This is a genomic window from Facklamia sp. HMSC062C11, from assembly GCF_001810675.1.
In the GTDB taxonomy this organism is placed as follows: Bacteria; Bacillota; Bacilli; order Lactobacillales; family Aerococcaceae; genus Facklamia; species Facklamia hominis.
In genome coordinates this window covers 41,210-57,462 of record NZ_KV802412.1, presented here as the reverse complement: position 1 = coordinate 57,462, position 16,253 = coordinate 41,210, and the positions used below count along the sequence as shown (strand labels likewise).

Genomic DNA, 16,253 nt, shown 5'->3' with positions numbered 1-16,253 from the left:
TTTTTAGTTAATTGTGTTCTTTAAAATATCTGCTTATTTTCTAAAATTCTTCACTATTTACTCAATATAAAACAAAAAATAGGGGAAAATCCCCTATTTTTTACAAACCATACAATTATTTAGCATCATTTAGCTTTACACGTAATTTTTCCAACATATCTTTGGTCATCTTATCTAAGTCATATTCTGATTTAAAACCCCATTCATTTTGAGCCGCAGAAATATCCAAAGAGTTGGGCCATGAATCAGCGATCGACTGTCGTACTGGATCGACTTTATAATCCATCTCAAATTCAGGCATAAATTTTTTAATCGAGGCGGCAATTTCTTCTGGTTCAAAAGACATTGCTGAAATATTAAAGGCATTCCGATGAATAAGCTTACTTGCATCAGCCTCCATTAGATCAACAATAGCCTGCAAGGCATCTGGCATATACATCATATCCATCTTCGTTCCACGATCAATAAAGGAAGTGTACTTACCCTCTTTGATCGCTTGATAGTAGATATCCACTGCATAGTCTGTCGTTCCGCCACCAGGAGGTGTCACATAGGAAATTAATCCTGGGAAACGAACACCTCGGGTATCAAGGCCATATTTATGATGATAATAATCACATAAAAGCTCACCGGATACCTTGGTGACACCATACATTGTCGAAGGTCTTTGAAGCGTATCTTGAGGTGTTTGATCTTTAGGGGTAGTCGGTCCAAAAGCTCCAATTGAAGAAGGAGTAAAGAATTGGAGATCCAATTCCCTAGCTACTTCTAGGGCATTCACTAAGCCTCCCATATTAATATTCCAAGCTAGATTTGGTTTAGCTTCAGCTACGGCAGATAATAAAGCCGCTAGATGAATCATGGTATCTACTTCATATTTTTTACTCACTTCTAGTAATCGATCAAAATCGGTGACATCCACAATCTCAAAATTTGGATTCTGGCAAACCTGCATCGATTCATCCTTACGGATATCAGTTGGGATCACATTTTCGGTACCATAGATCTCGGATAGTTTGCCCACTAGTTCGGATCCTATCTGACCCAAGGCACCTGTAACAATAATTCGTTTCATAAATAATCTCCTTATATTCCCTTGGCTAACTATTAAATAACCCCAAGTTCTTTACCAACTTTTTCATAGGCAGCAATTGCTTGATCTAACATTTCTTTAGTATGAGCAGCCGTTGGCATGTTACGAATCCGACCTGTTCCTAACGGTACTGTTGGGAATACAATCGATTTAGCATAAACCCCTTCTTCTCTTAGCCGTGCAGAAAATTCTTGAGCAATCCCTTCATCTCCAATAATACATGGTGTGATGGGGGTTTCAGAATTACCAATATTAAAGCCTAATTCTTTAAGTTTATCTTTGAGATAGCGACCATTTTCCCATAATTTTTCATTCAATTCGGTCGATTCCATCAACATGGTCAAGGCTTCAGTCGCAGCTTTAGCAGCACCTGGTGTTAAAGAAGTTGAGAATAAGAAAGGTCTAGCCGCAACTTTCAACCAATCAACCATTTGTTGACTACCCGCTACATAACCTCCAACTACACCAATGGCTTTAGACAGTGTACCAATTTGTAGATCGATTTTATCAGATAGACCAAAGTGTTTAACTGTTCCAGCTCCTTGACCCATCACACCAGAACCATGAGCATCATCCACATAAGTGATTAAATGATATTCTTGAGCAATTTCCACAATTTCAGGAATCTTAGCGACATCTCCATCCATAGAAAAAACACCGTCAGTAATATACATTACCTTTTTATATAAACCGGATTCCGTCGCTTCTTTTGCTTTGGCTCGTAAATCATCCATATCTTGGTGTTTTACAGGAATAATCTTAGCTCTAGATAAACGACAGCCATCGATAATTGAAGCATGATTCAATTGATCCGAAAGGATAGCATCGTCCCGATTCATAATAGCTGAGATAGCCCCCATATTACAATTAAAGCCAGATTGGAAAGCTATAGCTGCTTCTGTATGTTTAAATTCAGCAATTTTCTTTTCCAATTCGCTATGAACAGATAATGTACCGTTAATGGTACGAACCGCCCCTGCACCAACTCCGTATTCATCAATAGTTGTTTTAGCTGCTTCTTTTAGGCGCTCTGAAGTTGCTAATCCTAAATAATTATTTGAAGAAAGATTAATTAAATCTTGGCCAGCAATCCTAATAATTGGCCCATTTGCTGATTCTAAGGGCTCGATTTCATTATAAAGATTCTTAGCTTTCTTTTCCGCGATTGCTTCTGTTAAAAATTCAGATAGAGTTTGTACCACAACAATTCCTCCTTAATCTTAATAACCGTATTATAAAACGCTTCCATGTTAAAAGCAATTATTTTGATCAATTTCTTAACCAAAAAAAATCTAGTTATCATTTTCTTAGTTTATTCTCACAATTAGAAGCATGTTCAAAAATATTAATGAAAAGATAGCTAGTTATCCATTTTTTGATTATAATAAAACTATCGTCCTTATAATTAAGCATGGAAAGGTGTGAGGCTTATTATTGTAGACTCTTTGAATATTCAATCACGGTCAATCTACTGTGTAGGAGGAATGAATATCGATCGCAAGTACCATTTGGATACTCCACTAAAATATGGCACTTCCAATCCGGTCAATGCGATTAATTCTTGCGGCGGCGTAGGACGAAATATCGCTGAAAATCTTGGTCGGCTTAACCAACAAGTCTCTTTATTGTCCATTGCGGGAGATGATGCGGACTACCAATCCATTTATTTAGCGAGTCATTCCTATATGGACCTAACACATATCGATTTGTTACCAGACCATAATACTTCATCCTATACTGCGGTCTTAGATGATCAAGGAGAAATGACCTTTGCATTTGCAGATATGGCGGTCTGCAAAAAAATGAACGATCAATGGATTCAACGCCACCAAGATCAACTGACAGCCGCTGAAATGGTGGTGGCAGATTTAAACCTCCAATACTCAGGGATTGAGGCTCTGATTAAACTTTGTAGAGCCAAGAAAATTCCTTTGATCTTAATACCTGTATCTGGCCCAAAAATGGAACACTTGCCTACTAACTTGGAAGGAGTATCTTGGCTAATTGTTAACCAAGATGAATCAGAAAGTTTCTTTAATCATGAAGTTCATTCTGACCATGATCTTTCCTATTTGGGACAATCTTGGTTAGATTTAGGAATTGAACAAGTTATCCTGACTCGAGGTGGCCGTCCTTGCCTATATTGTTCAAAAAAAAACGTATCGAACTTTTATCAGCCACCACAAAATCCGCATGTAGTGGATGTTACAGGTGCTGGAGATTCTTTCTCTGCCGGATTAATTTATGGTATTAGTCAAAGCATGCCTCAAGAGGAATGCCTTAAATATGCCATGGCAAATGCCTATTATACAGTCGCTGCTTCACAAACTGTGCGCCCAGACCTCTCCCCTTTGCAACTTAAACAGGACGTTCAGACACTATTTTATTAAAAGGAGATCAAACAATGTTACATCCATTATTATCTTTATCAAAAGAAGTTCAAGAAGCTCTTGACCAAGGAAAAGCCATCGTCGCTTTAGAATCTACTATTATCTCACATGGAATGCCTTATCCAAAAAATGTGGAAATGGCAGAAAAGACAGAATCGATTATTCGTCAAGCTGGTGCTGTTCCTGCAACAATTGCTATTATGGACGGCAAATTTAAAATTGGTTTGGAAAAAGAAGACCTCGAGACCTTAGCTACTGCCAAAAATGTCGTAAAAGTATCTAGACGTGACCTAGCCGAAGTGATTGCTGATAAAAAGATCGGTGCGACCACAGTAACGACTACCATGATTGGTGCTCACTTAGCGGGTATCAAAGTTTTTGTTACTGGAGGAATTGGTGGCGTCCATCGTGGATATCAAGACCACATGGATGTCTCTGCAGACCTAGAAGAGCTCGCTCAAACACCGGTAACTGTCGTATGTGCAGGAGCAAAAGCCATTTTAGATTTACCTCGCACTTTAGAATACCTTGAAACAAAAGGCGTTCCAGTTGTAGGTTACCAAACCGACTATTTACCTGCCTTCTTCTCATCCACTTCATCCTATAAGCTCGTTTCTAGAGCAGACTCACCGGAAGAGATTGCAAAACGGATGAAAGTTTCAGACACTTTAGGGCTCAAGGGAGGATTATTGGTCGCTAACCCTATTCCAAAAAAATTCGAAATTCCCAATGAAGAAATTGAAAAAATTATTGATCAAGCCATTGCTGATGAAGAAGCAGCTGGAATTAAAGGAAAAGAATCTACACCTTTCCTTCTAGCACGAATTGTTGAATTAACGGAGGGACGATCCCTAGATAGCAATATCCAATTAGTCTATAACAATGCAAAACTCGGTGCTGAAATTGCCCTAGCTTATCAAGCTAAATAACCCTATCTTCACTCCCAAGGACCTTGTTGAAAAATCATCAAGGTCCTTATTTTTACGAAAATTAAAAAAGAAACTACTACACTGACAGAAACCGCTTGCTTTATACCTAATAAATCTGTATATTTAAGGTATCATTTAAATCTATGGAGGTATGGATATGCGTAAAGGAATCACTCTTTCTCTCGCAGCTTTAACGTTGGCTAGTGCTGGACTACCTTCACTCAGCGTTGCAGCTCAAAATGAGGTTAAACCTATCGTTATTACAGACGTTGGTGGCGTGGACGATAAGTCATTTAACCAATCTGCTTGGGAAGGCTTAAGCAAATGGGGAGAAGAAAACGGCAAAGAAAAAGGTGTCGATGGTTTCGACTACCTTGAATCAAAGTCTGACTCAGACTACGTAACCAATATTAACACTGCTGTTCAAGGTGGCTTTAATTTATTATTCGGAATTGGATATAAACTCCAACCAGCTATCGATGAAGCTGCTGGACAACACCCAGAAACAAACTTTGTTATTGTCGACTCCATTGTCGAAAAAGATAATGTCGCTTCAATTACTTTTAAAGATAACGAAGCCGCATTCCTAGCAGGTGTCGCTGCTGCTATGACCACAAAAACCAAACATGTTGGCTTTATAGGTGGTGTTGAATCCGAAGTTATTGACCGTTTTGAGGCTGGTTTTGTAGCCGGTGTGAAAGCTGTAGACCCAGAAATTGAAATCTCAGTTGAATATGCTGGTCACTTTGCCGATGCTCCTAAAGGAAAACAACTAGCTGCTGCTATGTACTCGGACAACGTGGATATTATTTATCATGCTTCAGGCGGTACTGGACAAGGTGTCTTCTCCGAAGCAAAAGACCGTGTATCAAACGATCCTTCTCTTGAATTATATGTGATTGGGGTCGACCTTGATCAAGACGCTGAAGGTTTAGTAGAAATTGATGGTGAAGAACGTCACTTAACATTAGCCTCTACCCTTAAACAGGTTGGTGAATCGGTCAAGAAATTTACGGAAGAAACAGCTGCTAATGGATTTAAAGCAGGAACTCAAACTCTTGGATTAGCAGATGGAGGTGTTGACTTAACCACTGATCAACTGAGTGATGAAGTCAAGAAAGCTGTTGAAGAATATCGCCAAAAGATTATTGATGGAGAAATCGAAGTGCCAGAAAAACCTGAATAAGCCATCTTCAATTCCAGCAGACACTGTCTGCTGGCTTTTTTTATGGAATCATGTAATATTTATTTGGCCTTATCTAGCTTTTACTTTATAATAAAACTAATTATCTCAGGAGGAATTTGTCTATGAAAAGAGCCAGTGGCATTTTATTACCCATCTTCTCACTTCCATCCAGCTATGGCATTGGAACTTTTGGACAGTCGGCTTACGATTTCATCGATTTTTTAGTGGAGACGGGCCAATCATATTGGCAGATTCTTCCCTTAACACCAACGAGTTACGGAGATTCTCCCTATCAATCTTTCTCTGCCCAAGCGGGAAATCCTTACTTTATTGATTTTGACCAACTTGCTTTTGAAGGCTATCTTAATTTAGAAGATTATCAATCTCACCGCTGTGATCCATCTAATGATTCCATTGATTACCATATGCTTTATCAGACACGTCCTCAAATACTTAAGATAGCTGTCAATAATTTTTTAAAGAAGCCCGATTCGGATTATGATCTTTTTATTGAGAAATCAGAGTGGCTTGAAGATTATAGTTTATTTTTGGCACTTAAAGAAGTATTTCAGGGACAGTCATGGCAGAATTGGCCCGAAGCAATTCGTGTTCGCCAACCGAACACACTCAATGAATACCGTAAAAAACTAACGGCTAATATCAATTACCACAAAGTCTGCCAATACTTCTTCTTCAAACAATGGCAACAAGTAAAAAGTTATGCCAATAAAAAGCATATTCAAATCATTGGTGATATTCCATTATATGTAGCCGAAGACTCAGTTGATGTATGGACAACGCCTCAACTTTTTCAACTAAATGATCAAAAGAAACTCCAATATATTGCCGGAACACCACCTGACTATTTTTCAGAATTAGGACAAATTTGGGGAAATCCAGTTTACAATTGGGATTACCATCAAAAGACAGGATACCAATGGTGGTTGAACCGGCTTCGCTTTTCACTAGAACTCTATGATTATTTAAGAATTGACCATTTTAGAGGATTTGAAGCATACTGGCGAATCCCTTACCAAGGCACTGAGTCTGATGCTAGACTCGGCCAATGGGTAAAAGGGCCAGGGTGGGACTTTTTTAATCATCTTAAAAAAGAGCTAGGTTCTTGCCCTATCATTGCAGAAAATTTAGGCGTCCAAACCGCACAACTTCAGAGACTTATTCAAAAAACAAATTTTCCTATTATGTATGTCTTACAATTTGCTTTTTCAGGTCAAGCTGATAATGATCATTTACCTCATGCTTATCAAGCGAATTCTGTTGCTTATGTAGGTACCCATGATAATGAAACAGCACTCGGTTGGGCTCAAAATCCAACTAACTATTTTCACAGTCTGCAAGCAAGCTCCTATCTCAACAAAGGGTCAGATGAATCAATCTCCTGGGCTATGAACCGAGGAATTGCAGCTTCACCAAGCAAGCTTGCTATTTATTCCATGGCTGATTTATTAGAATTAAGCAATGAGGCTCGCATCAATACGCCATCAACACTTGGAAATAACTGGCGTTGGCGTATCACTGATGCAAAAGTCTATGAATCGATAAAAAAACCTCTCATTGATTTAACCGCCACCTATTTCCGCTATAATGAAAAAAATAACCCATAAAGGAGCTACCTATGACCTCATTAGAAGCTTATACAAAAACTCGTTTTAGAAAAAAAGTCCGTGATTGTTCAGATAGAGAAATCTATGATGTACTATTTAGTATGGTCAAAGAAAAAAGTCATAATTTGCCAACAAATGATCACGATCAACAAAAAAAGCTCTATTACTTCTCAGCTGAATTCTTAATCGGAAAGCTCTTATCCAATAATCTTTTAAATTTAGGGATTCATAAACAGATCCGAGATGAATTAATCGCCAACGGAAAAGACTTGATGGCGATTGAATCCTACGAAAATGAGCCCTCACTCGGTAATGGTGGTTTAGGGCGTTTAGCTGCTTGCCTCCTTGACTCAATGACTAAGCTAGGAATTAACGCCGATGGAATCGGTCTTAACTACCATTTTGGATTATTTCGGCAAAATTTTATCAATAATCAGCAAGTATCTCTTCCTGATCAATGGCTTGAAGGCCAATCTTGGTTAAATGCAGGTGAACTTCGTTTCGATGTCCCCTTTAAAGATTTCACTCTTAAATCAACACTTTATGAAATTGATATATTAGGCTACCAACAAAATACACGCAACCGTCTTCGACTATTCGATCTAGACTCTGTTGAATCAGATATCATTAAGGAAAATTCGATCGATTTCGATAAAAAGGATATCAAGCGCAATCTCACTCTCTTTCTATATCCAGATGATTCAACCCATGAAGGTCGTCTTTTACGCGTCTATCAACAATATTTTATGGTGTCCAATGGCGCCCAACTCATTATCCACGAAGCTAAACAAAAAGGGTCTAACTTACATGACTTAATGGATTATGCCTTAATCCATATCAATGATACCCATCCTGCTTTTGTTATTCCTGAACTAATGCGTCTATTAATGATAGAAGGAGTGGATTTTTCCGAGTCAATCAATATTGTTACTCAGATTGTCGCCTTTACCAATCATACTATTTTAACTGAAGCGTTAGAAACTTGGCCAATGTCAGATTTGGATCAGGTCATCCCAGAGATTGCTCAAATTATTCGCCAACTTCATAACTATATTTGCCAAAAATATCCAGCAAATCCATCAACCTGGATTATTGACGACTACGACCAAGTTCATATGGCACATTTAGCACTTCACTTTGGCTATTCAGTTAATGGTGTTGCCCAATTACATACAGATATTCTTAAAAACACGACTTTATCTGATTTTTACGAAATATATCCGAATAAATTTCATAATATTACAAACGGTATTACCTTCCGACGTTGGCTGATGGATATTAATCAAAGTCTAGCCAGTTTTCTTGATGTAAAGATTGGGACAGATTGGAAGGATACTGCAGATCTTTCTAACTTCCTTGCATATAAAGACGAGGCCCGTACAAGAAATAAGTTAAGAGCCATTAAATTCCTAAATAAAGTCAAGCTAAAACGATATCTAAAGGAAACGATGGATATCACAATTGATGAACACTCGATAATGGATGTTCAAATTAAACGAATTCATGAATATAAACGTCAACAACTGAACGCACTATGGGTCATTCATAAATATTTAGAAATTAAAGCAGGAAATATACCGGCGACTCCAATCACTGTGCTCTTCGGTGGAAAGGCAGCTCCTGCATATACAATTGCCCAAGATATTATTCATCTTATTTTGACACTCTCCCAGTTAATTCGATTAGACGATGAGGTATCTCCTCATCTCAAAGTAGTAATGATTGAAAACTATAATGTTACCAGCGCTTCCTATTTGATTCCAGCAGCAGATATCTCGGAGCAAATTTCACTCGCCTCTAAAGAAGCTTCCGGTACTGGAAATATGAAACTCATGGTCAATGGCGCCCTCACATTGGGTACCTCGGATGGCGCTAATGTCGAAATTGCGGACTTAGTTGGATCCGAAAATATCTATTTGTTTGGCAAGCATAGTCAAGATGTGATAGACCTCTATAATAAAAATGCCTATCATGCTGAAGACTATTATCAAAAAGAAAATATTCGTCCATTAGTTGATTTTATTGTATCCCATGGCATGATGTATTTTGGTAATGCAGAGCGTCTCGAAAGACTTCATCATGAGCTTATCCATAAAGATTATTTTATGACACTCTTAGATTTAGAAGATTATATTAAAGTTAAAGAACAGATGCTATCTGACTACGAAGATTTTGAATCGTGGTACAGTAAAACCATTGTTAACATCTCCAAATCTGGCTTCTTCTCCTCTGATCGTACTATGACAGATTATAATCGTGAAATATGGAAACTCAAATATTAATATTTAGAGAAAAAACTTCCAATAAAGGCATCACTTTTAGATCCTTTATTGGAAGTTTTTAGTGCTCCAATTAAACTATTCCTTATAAAGAGCCGTCCCTATACGGACATAGCTAGCGCCTTCCTCTAAGGCAATCAAATAATCACGTGACATTCCCATACTCAATTCGTGACAAGGCGCTTGCTTTAATTCTAATGATTCAATCTTTTCTTGTAATAACCTTAATTCCTTAAAATAATGATGTAGTTCAGAATCCGTCGCATCAATCGGAGCCATCGTCATTAAACCAACGATAATAATTTTATCATAATTGACCAAATTATTAATCACATCCAAAACCTGATCCGGTTGAAATCCTCCTTTGCTAGCTTCTCCTGAGACATTTACTTGTAGAAAACACTTCAAAGGACATATTGCTCTTTTTTGAATCTCCTTGGCAAGTGAAACACGATCTAAAGAATGAAGGTAATCGATATTATGAATCACCTTTTTAACTTGACGCGTTTGTAAATGACCAATAAAGTGCCAAGTAATCTGATCTTTAATATCCGACAGTTCTTCTAATTTTTTTAGAAAAGGTTCTGGACGATTCTCCGCCATCTCCCTAACTCCTAATTCGAAAAGAGCACGCGTAACATCCTTATCAACAAACTTGGTCACCGCTAATAAATGACCAGAATATTTTGAGACCTGTTCACTGACTCTTTGAAGATTATTTGCTAGTACAATCTGATTCAATTGATAATCTCCCTCCTTGTTGCAATAAAAAAAGCCAGGCATCCCCTGGCTTGATAAATCATTGAATTATTCTACAACAGAAACGTTTGAAGCTTGAAGACCACGATCGCCTTCCTCAACGTCAAAAGTAACTTTTTGACCTTCTTCTAAAGTCTTAAAGCCATCTGCATTAATTGCTGAGAAATGTACAAAAACATCATCACCAGATTCTTGAGCAATAAAGCCAAAACCTTTTTCTGCATTAAACCATTTAACTGTTCCATTATTCATAATGAAATCCTCCTTACGCGATTACGCTAAAATATTGCAGATAAAACTTAAAATAAAAAAAGGATTCATTCAAAATGATACTCTTTAAATATTTAAACTTTCTACCCTTATATAGTACCCTCAAAATGATTAAAAGTCAACTCTTTTGGTTGCCTTAATAATGGATTCCATAGAGGCATGTTTTCGAACCGCTCGCATAAAGTGATCAATATTCTCCACCGGTGCTAAGTATGGCATATCACAGCCAAAAGCAAGACGTAATTTTCTAGGATTCGACTTACTAGCATCAACACATTGTTTTACCGATTGATCAATCATTTCAGCCGTCCCCTCATACATCACATCAACGGGTGGAACATTTCCGGTAATCGAAAATTTTTCTCCAAAACAGTCGACGGCCTCTTCCATACTCGAAGCATTATCAATGGAGAAAGTATCTAAAGGAAGTTCCTTAATCTCGGACCATACTTTTTCCATTTTACCACACATATGAAGCAAAGGACCATGACCAGATTTTTGCTTAATATAATGACACAGTTCTATCAAACAAGGCATTGCAAATTCTTTAAAAAGCCTTGGTGACATAAGAGAACCCGAAGCAACCGGATCTGCAATCGCAAAACGAATACCTGGAATTTCACAATAACTATCTACAATTAACTTTTGACTTTTCAATACCCTTTGCAATAATTCATGAACTTGCTCTTTATTTTTTCGCATATCTTTAAGTAGGACCTCAATCCCTCTTAAGTAGGATGCCACTGTCACTGTTCCACCTAAGTATGAATAAAATGGCACAACCCCACTGGCTCTTGCCCCGATATCCTTAAGGGCCTCTTTAAAGAATAATATTCGTTCACAAGAGAGAACTTTTGCAGCATCGACTTGTTCTAAATCATCATATGAACTTAAGGGATAGTGGGTAATTTGTGGCAAACTATCTAAAGGATAATCAATTTTGGTGCCAAATGCAGTCGCAATCCCTTTAGAATTAGGCCCTAAAAATATAGCATCACTTCCAAACCGATCATAAGCCGCTTGTTCTGCCTGAATGATTTTTTCTTTATCAAAATACAAATCTCTAATACTACAATTAATTAATTTTGCTTTCAAATCTGGAATGAAGAGCACTGCTGGCAAACGATCAAATTCTTGACCAGCATTAATCGCAGTCAAACGCTCAACCGGCGTCATTTTGTCATAGTAATGTTTTTTAAACTTTTCCATATTATTCCCCTTTTACTTAAATAAAGTCGCTTTCGCAAAAAGTCGATCATAACCAGGTAACAAAGACAACTCAACATGTTGAATTTCTGCTACCATTTGATTGACACGATGATAAAAATGATGATTTAAAGCAAACATTCTACAACCAGCTTGAGAAGTGTTACCAACATACTCAATTTTATCCTTAAGTGATTTAGGAACTAAGCCTACTACTGTGAGTGACTCTGCCGTAACATAGGCACCAAATTGTCCGGCGATTAAGACTCGATCAATATCCTCAGCATCAATACCTGCTTGAGCCATCAGTGCTTGTATTCCCGACAAAATAGCACCTTTGGCTAATTGGATTTGGCGAATATCTCCTTGAGAAATAAAAATATTTCTGCGTCGATCAATCCAAATCTTTTTAGCTTTATTATCAATATAGGTTTGTAATCTTGGACTTAAGGCTTCAGCTTTGGCGATATTTCCCCTCGGAATGATCAATTCTTCTTTTAAACACTCACGAATTAAGGCCAAAATGCCTGATCCACAAATTCCAACGGCCTTTTTTTTAGCAATCGTTTTATATCTTAAAGAGGCTCGCGAGAAAGTTGCTTCTTCAATGGCACCGGGTTGAGCCGTCATTCCACAAGTAATATTCATCCCTTCTAAGGCGGGACCTGCCGCACAAGATGCTGAATACATTTTTCCTTTATGAACTAAGACAATCTCACCATTCGTTCCAATATCTACAAAAAGACAAGTTTGTTGTTGCCGATAAAGAGCAGTTGCGAGAATTCCTGCGACGATATCGCCTCCAACGAATGCTGAAACATTAGGAAGCGTCGCTAATATTCCTTCTCCAAAACAATCAAAGCCCATTTCATGAAAGTTTCGTTCCTGAAGGTCTTTTATGACCAACTGATATGGAGCCACTCCTAAGGGTTCTGGGGATACACCTAGAAGTATATGATTCATAACAGCGTTTCCTGCGATAAAGATTCCAAAAACTTGCTCGAACTCAATCTCATGATTCAAACACATTTGTACCAGTATGTCACGTATCTCAGATAGGACAGCACCTTGCATTTCAGTAAGATTTTCTGAATTTTTTTGTACAGAAGAAATCCGAGACATTACATCTTGACCGAATCTTCTTTGTGGATTTAAGCAGGTCTCGGACGTAATTTCTTGACCACTTTGACCATCTAACAATGACACAACAATTGTCGTTGAGCCAATATCTACGGTTACAATATAAAAGCTCTTTGATTCCTGCCAATTAGCCAATGGCCGATCGAGATAGTAAATCTTTTTTTCTTCTTGTTTATAATAAATAACAGGATCAATCACGAAGGGGGCCAAATGACCCGTTCTAAGAATTTGTATACCCTCTGAAGCAGTCATGCTCTGATCTGGTACATATGCGCGCACCCAATTATCACCCTTTAAATGGCAAGCCAACCGATATCCCTCAGAAATCGCTTGTTTTGATATAAGAAGGCGATCGGCTTGAGTAATCGGTACAGAGTTTTCTGATTCAATTTTTACTCGACACTTTCCACAGGTTCCTCCCCCGCCACAGGGAAATACCATTTGGTAGTCTCTGGTCATTTTTTGAAAAATATCTTTGCTTTTTCCCTCAATTATCAAATAATTCCTCCTATTCAGGACAGAAGGCTGTGACAATATGTCACAGCCCTAAACCCTAAAAATTCTGTGGCTATACTTTACCTAATTCTTTGATCTAACAACTTTATCGCTTAATCGAACTAGCCATTTGTCTTAGCGTATGATTTAAACCCCTAATTGCAAGCGACAATTCAAAAATATTTTCACTAGGCGCGATTCCCCCTGTTCCCGAAGAACCAATATGGTGAATATCCGCACCAATTTCTTTATTTATTATAGCAAATTGTCGGATAGTTTCTCTAGATGAATAATCTTGAGAAGCCCCATTAACGGCTAATGTTATTTTACCCTTTTGATGACAAAATCGAGTCATTTCGATCGCTTCTTCCCGTGTAAACCCAGGCAAAGAACCAGGGGTTGGGATTAAAATAACATCCGCCCCAGCATCAATAAATGCCAACACCGTTTTGGAATCGATCACAGGTTCATCAACACCAGCTGAGTGCATTTTTCCAACCATAATAATTCCTGAAAAAACATCTCTAGCTACTCTTACCGCTTCAACAAGAGCACTCAAACTTACTCCTGTCTTAGGATTACCCGTTAAACAAATAAAATTGAAGCCCATTCTTTCAGCTAAGCTAAAGTTATCATAACTAGCGATCCGTCCCGTCGGCAATGTTAAAAGCGGTTCTAAACTCTTTTCATAATGATGCGATACCGCTTCAAGATTAACCCCAATTGGACGCATAACCAGCTTTTTTAAATCAGCAATTGGCTTAGAACTATTAGCCAATGCAGGTATTTTTGGATCTTGTAGATCCAATTTATTCAAAAGTATCAAATCTGCACCGCTCGCTCTTGCCAGTTCACTATTTGTCACACCAATGACAGTTGGTCCTCTGGTAACATCATTTTCAGAAAGAACCACTCTTCCTTCACAAGCTTGAATAGCCGTTAATAAATCCTCTTTATTTAACTCCACCATTTCGTTGGCAGTTAAATCAAAAAAACGTTTCACCATCTTGTTTAAAGCTCACTCCTCCTTAATTGAGTATCCTGATCAAACCAGTGCAATTTATCTGGATTTAATGATAAGTCATATTTCCCATTGGTTGGATAATCCCTATCTGACCGTATGACAACTTCCTTACCTTGATAATTCACGAAAATTAAATATTCATTCCCTAAATTTTCAGTATATAAAATTGGTTGTTCACCATCAGAAGTTAATGTAACGTCTTCTGGACGAATTCCTAAATAAATAGAGGACTTATCATAAGTGAATGGTAATTTAAAAGTTTGATTCAATAATTGAACTTGTTGGTTTTCCACTGGTAGTGAGAGAATATTCATAGCGGGTGAACCAATGAATTCAGCCGTAAACAAGTTAGCTGGTTCATGATAAAGCTTTTCAGGGCGATCAAATTGTTGTATTTCTCCTTGATTCAATAATAAAATTCGATCCGCCATCGTCATTGCTTCTGTTTGATCATGCGTCACATAGATGATTGTTTCATCTAATTGTTTATGTAACTGAATAATTTCAGACCGCATTTTTACTCTTAGTTTGGCATCCAAATTCGATAAAGGTTCATCCATCAAAAATAGTTTTGGACTATTAACCAAGGCACGCCCTAGTGCAACCCGCTGTCTTTGACCACCGGATAGAGCTTTGGGTTTTCTTTGTAAAAATGGCGTTAATCCAAGCATTTCAGCAACTTGTTCAATCCTCTTTTGCCGCGTTTCTTTATCTACCTTACGCATTTTTAAGCCAAACTCTAAATTTCCATAGACTGTCTTATGTGGATAAAGTGCATAGTTTTGAAAAACCATGGCAATCTGACGATCCTTGGGGTCTATGTTAGCAATATTAACCCCATCCATATCAATTTCACCTGATTCAATTTCTTCAAGTCCAGCGATCGATCTCAATAAGGTAGATTTTCCACACCCCGAAGGTCCTAAGATGACAATTAACTCCCCAGTATCAAACGAAACATTAAAATCATCAAATATTTTGTTCCCTTTTGAATAGGATTTATTTAAATTTTTAATAGCAAGTGCAACCATTATTTACCTCCTGCTGTTGCGAGACTACACCCCAAATATTTTTGTACATAAAGAAATAAAATAAAGATAGGTAATACAGATAAGGTCGATGCAGCCATCTGTAATTCCCAAGAAGTCTTATATAAAGATTCAAAATCCATTAATGCCATTGAAATAGGTCTTAGTTCTTTGGTAAAAATCGCCATTCTAGCAAAAACAACATCTCCCCATGCTGCAATAAAGGCGAATATACCAACTGTGATGACGCCAGGCATTGCCGTTGGTAAGATGATTTTAATTAAACTTTCAAAGCGATTTGCTCCGTCTAAACGAGCTGCCTCTTCAAGATATGACGGTACTTGAGCTAAATACGTATACATCATCCAGATCGACATTGGTAAAGAAGAGGCTGTATTAGCTATAATCAAAGCAAAAAGAGAATCTAATAGTCCAAGACGATTAAATATTGCATATAATGGATTCGCTAATAGAACAGGAGACAACATCTGCATCACCAAAATTGTATAAAGAAGCCATTTTCGGCCTTTAAAGTCAAAATTTGATAAAGCATATGCCGCAAATAAAGCAACTAGTGTACAAATAAGCATCGTAGAAACTGACACAATGATTGAATTTAGCAAAGGCTTAATTACCGAAAAATCTCCATTTAACACTTCTATAAAGTTCCCCCACTGTAATGGCATTCTAAAAAATTGCGGCGGCCATTGCAGCGTTTGTTCATACGTTTGTAAAGAAGTATTCAACATAATCAGAATGGGAACATTTAGAAGGATGACAAAAGAAAAAATTAAAAGTGTTTTTACCCATTTACGTGATTTTTTCAATA

Annotated in this window: 14 protein-coding genes; 5 read left to right on the top strand and 9 right to left on the bottom strand. The window is 37.6% G+C overall.

Features of this window, described 5'->3' with window-relative positions; all coding sequences use genetic code 11:
* Window positions 1-115: 115 nt before the first annotated feature.
* Together HMPREF2758_RS07325 and HMPREF2758_RS07320 are read right to left on the bottom strand one after the other, a co-directional pair.
* Window positions 116-1,075 carry an L-threonine 3-dehydrogenase gene (locus tag HMPREF2758_RS07325; protein WP_070609788.1) on the bottom strand — a complete coding sequence of 320 codons (960 nt, stop codon included), beginning with the start codon at window positions 1,073-1,075 and terminating at the stop codon, window positions 116-118.
* 32 nt (window positions 1,076-1,107) lie between these two features.
* Window positions 1,108-2,295 (bottom strand): glycine C-acetyltransferase, encoded by a 1,188-nt coding sequence (locus HMPREF2758_RS07320; protein WP_016647576.1) that lies wholly within the window; start codon window positions 2,293-2,295, stop codon window positions 1,108-1,110.
* Window positions 2,296-2,514: 219 nt separating this feature from the next.
* Between HMPREF2758_RS07320 and HMPREF2758_RS07315 the strand changes: the two genes are divergently transcribed.
* The 5 genes from HMPREF2758_RS07315 (at window position 2,515) to HMPREF2758_RS07295 (ending at window position 9,505) form a co-directional block, all read left to right on the top strand.
* Window positions 2,515-3,483 (top strand): carbohydrate kinase family protein, encoded by a 969-nt coding sequence (locus tag HMPREF2758_RS07315; RefSeq protein ID WP_070609787.1) that lies wholly within the window; start codon window positions 2,515-2,517, stop codon window positions 3,481-3,483.
* 14 nt (window positions 3,484-3,497) lie between these two features.
* Window positions 3,498-4,412 (top strand): pseudouridine-5'-phosphate glycosidase, encoded by a 915-nt coding sequence (locus HMPREF2758_RS07310; protein WP_070609786.1) that lies wholly within the window; start codon window positions 3,498-3,500, stop codon window positions 4,410-4,412.
* Between the two features lie 157 nt (window positions 4,413-4,569).
* Entirely contained in the window at window positions 4,570-5,598 is a 1,029-nt protein-coding gene (locus tag HMPREF2758_RS07305; RefSeq protein ID WP_070609785.1) for a BMP family lipoprotein, read from the top strand.
* Window positions 5,599-5,714: 116 nt separating this feature from the next.
* The gene (malQ, locus tag HMPREF2758_RS07300; protein WP_305773802.1) at window positions 5,715-7,223 is read left to right on the top strand and encodes a 4-alpha-glucanotransferase; all 1,509 of its coding nucleotides are present in this window, start codon (window positions 5,715-5,717) and stop codon (window positions 7,221-7,223) included.
* 11 nt (window positions 7,224-7,234) lie between these two features.
* The gene (locus HMPREF2758_RS07295) at window positions 7,235-9,505 is read left to right on the top strand and encodes a glycogen/starch/alpha-glucan phosphorylase (RefSeq protein ID WP_070609783.1); all 2,271 of its coding nucleotides are present in this window, start codon (window positions 7,235-7,237) and stop codon (window positions 9,503-9,505) included.
* Window positions 9,506-9,580: 75 nt separating this feature from the next.
* On the opposite strand, the gene HMPREF2758_RS07290 is transcribed toward HMPREF2758_RS07295, so the two are convergent.
* The 7 genes from HMPREF2758_RS07290 to HMPREF2758_RS07260 all read right to left on the bottom strand — a co-directional run bounded on the left by HMPREF2758_RS07290 (window position 9,581) and on the right by HMPREF2758_RS07260 (window position 16,251).
* On the bottom strand, window positions 9,581-10,243 hold the full coding sequence (locus tag HMPREF2758_RS07290) for a YggS family pyridoxal phosphate-dependent enzyme (RefSeq protein ID WP_083304866.1): 663 nt from the start codon (window positions 10,241-10,243) through the stop codon (window positions 9,581-9,583).
* Window positions 10,244-10,309: 66 nt separating this feature from the next.
* Window positions 10,310-10,513: a cold-shock protein gene (locus tag HMPREF2758_RS07285; protein WP_006907341.1), complete on the bottom strand. Its 204-nt coding sequence runs from the start codon at window positions 10,511-10,513 to the stop codon at window positions 10,310-10,312.
* 129 nt (window positions 10,514-10,642) lie between these two features.
* Window positions 10,643-11,740, bottom strand: a complete 1,098-nt coding sequence (locus HMPREF2758_RS07280) for a uroporphyrinogen decarboxylase family protein (protein WP_070609781.1) — start codon at window positions 11,738-11,740, stop codon at window positions 10,643-10,645.
* Window positions 11,741-11,752: 12 nt separating this feature from the next.
* Window positions 11,753-13,375: an ASKHA domain-containing protein gene (locus tag HMPREF2758_RS07275; protein ID WP_070609780.1), complete on the bottom strand. Its 1,623-nt coding sequence runs from the start codon at window positions 13,373-13,375 to the stop codon at window positions 11,753-11,755.
* A gap of 103 nt (window positions 13,376-13,478) precedes the next feature.
* A complete protein-coding gene (locus HMPREF2758_RS07270; RefSeq protein ID WP_070609779.1) occupies window positions 13,479-14,378 on the bottom strand; it encodes a DUF7916 family protein in 900 nt (299 codons plus the stop codon).
* A gap of 5 nt (window positions 14,379-14,383) precedes the next feature.
* Complete coding sequence (locus HMPREF2758_RS07265; RefSeq protein ID WP_070609778.1) at window positions 14,384-15,427, bottom strand: ABC transporter ATP-binding protein; 1,044 nt, start codon at window positions 15,425-15,427, stop codon at window positions 14,384-14,386.
* Window positions 15,427-16,251, bottom strand: a complete 825-nt coding sequence (locus tag HMPREF2758_RS07260; protein ID WP_070609777.1) for a carbohydrate ABC transporter permease — start codon at window positions 16,249-16,251, stop codon at window positions 15,427-15,429. Before HMPREF2758_RS07260 ends, HMPREF2758_RS07265 begins: the two co-directional genes overlap by 1 nt.
* Window positions 16,252-16,253 lie beyond the last annotated feature (2 nt).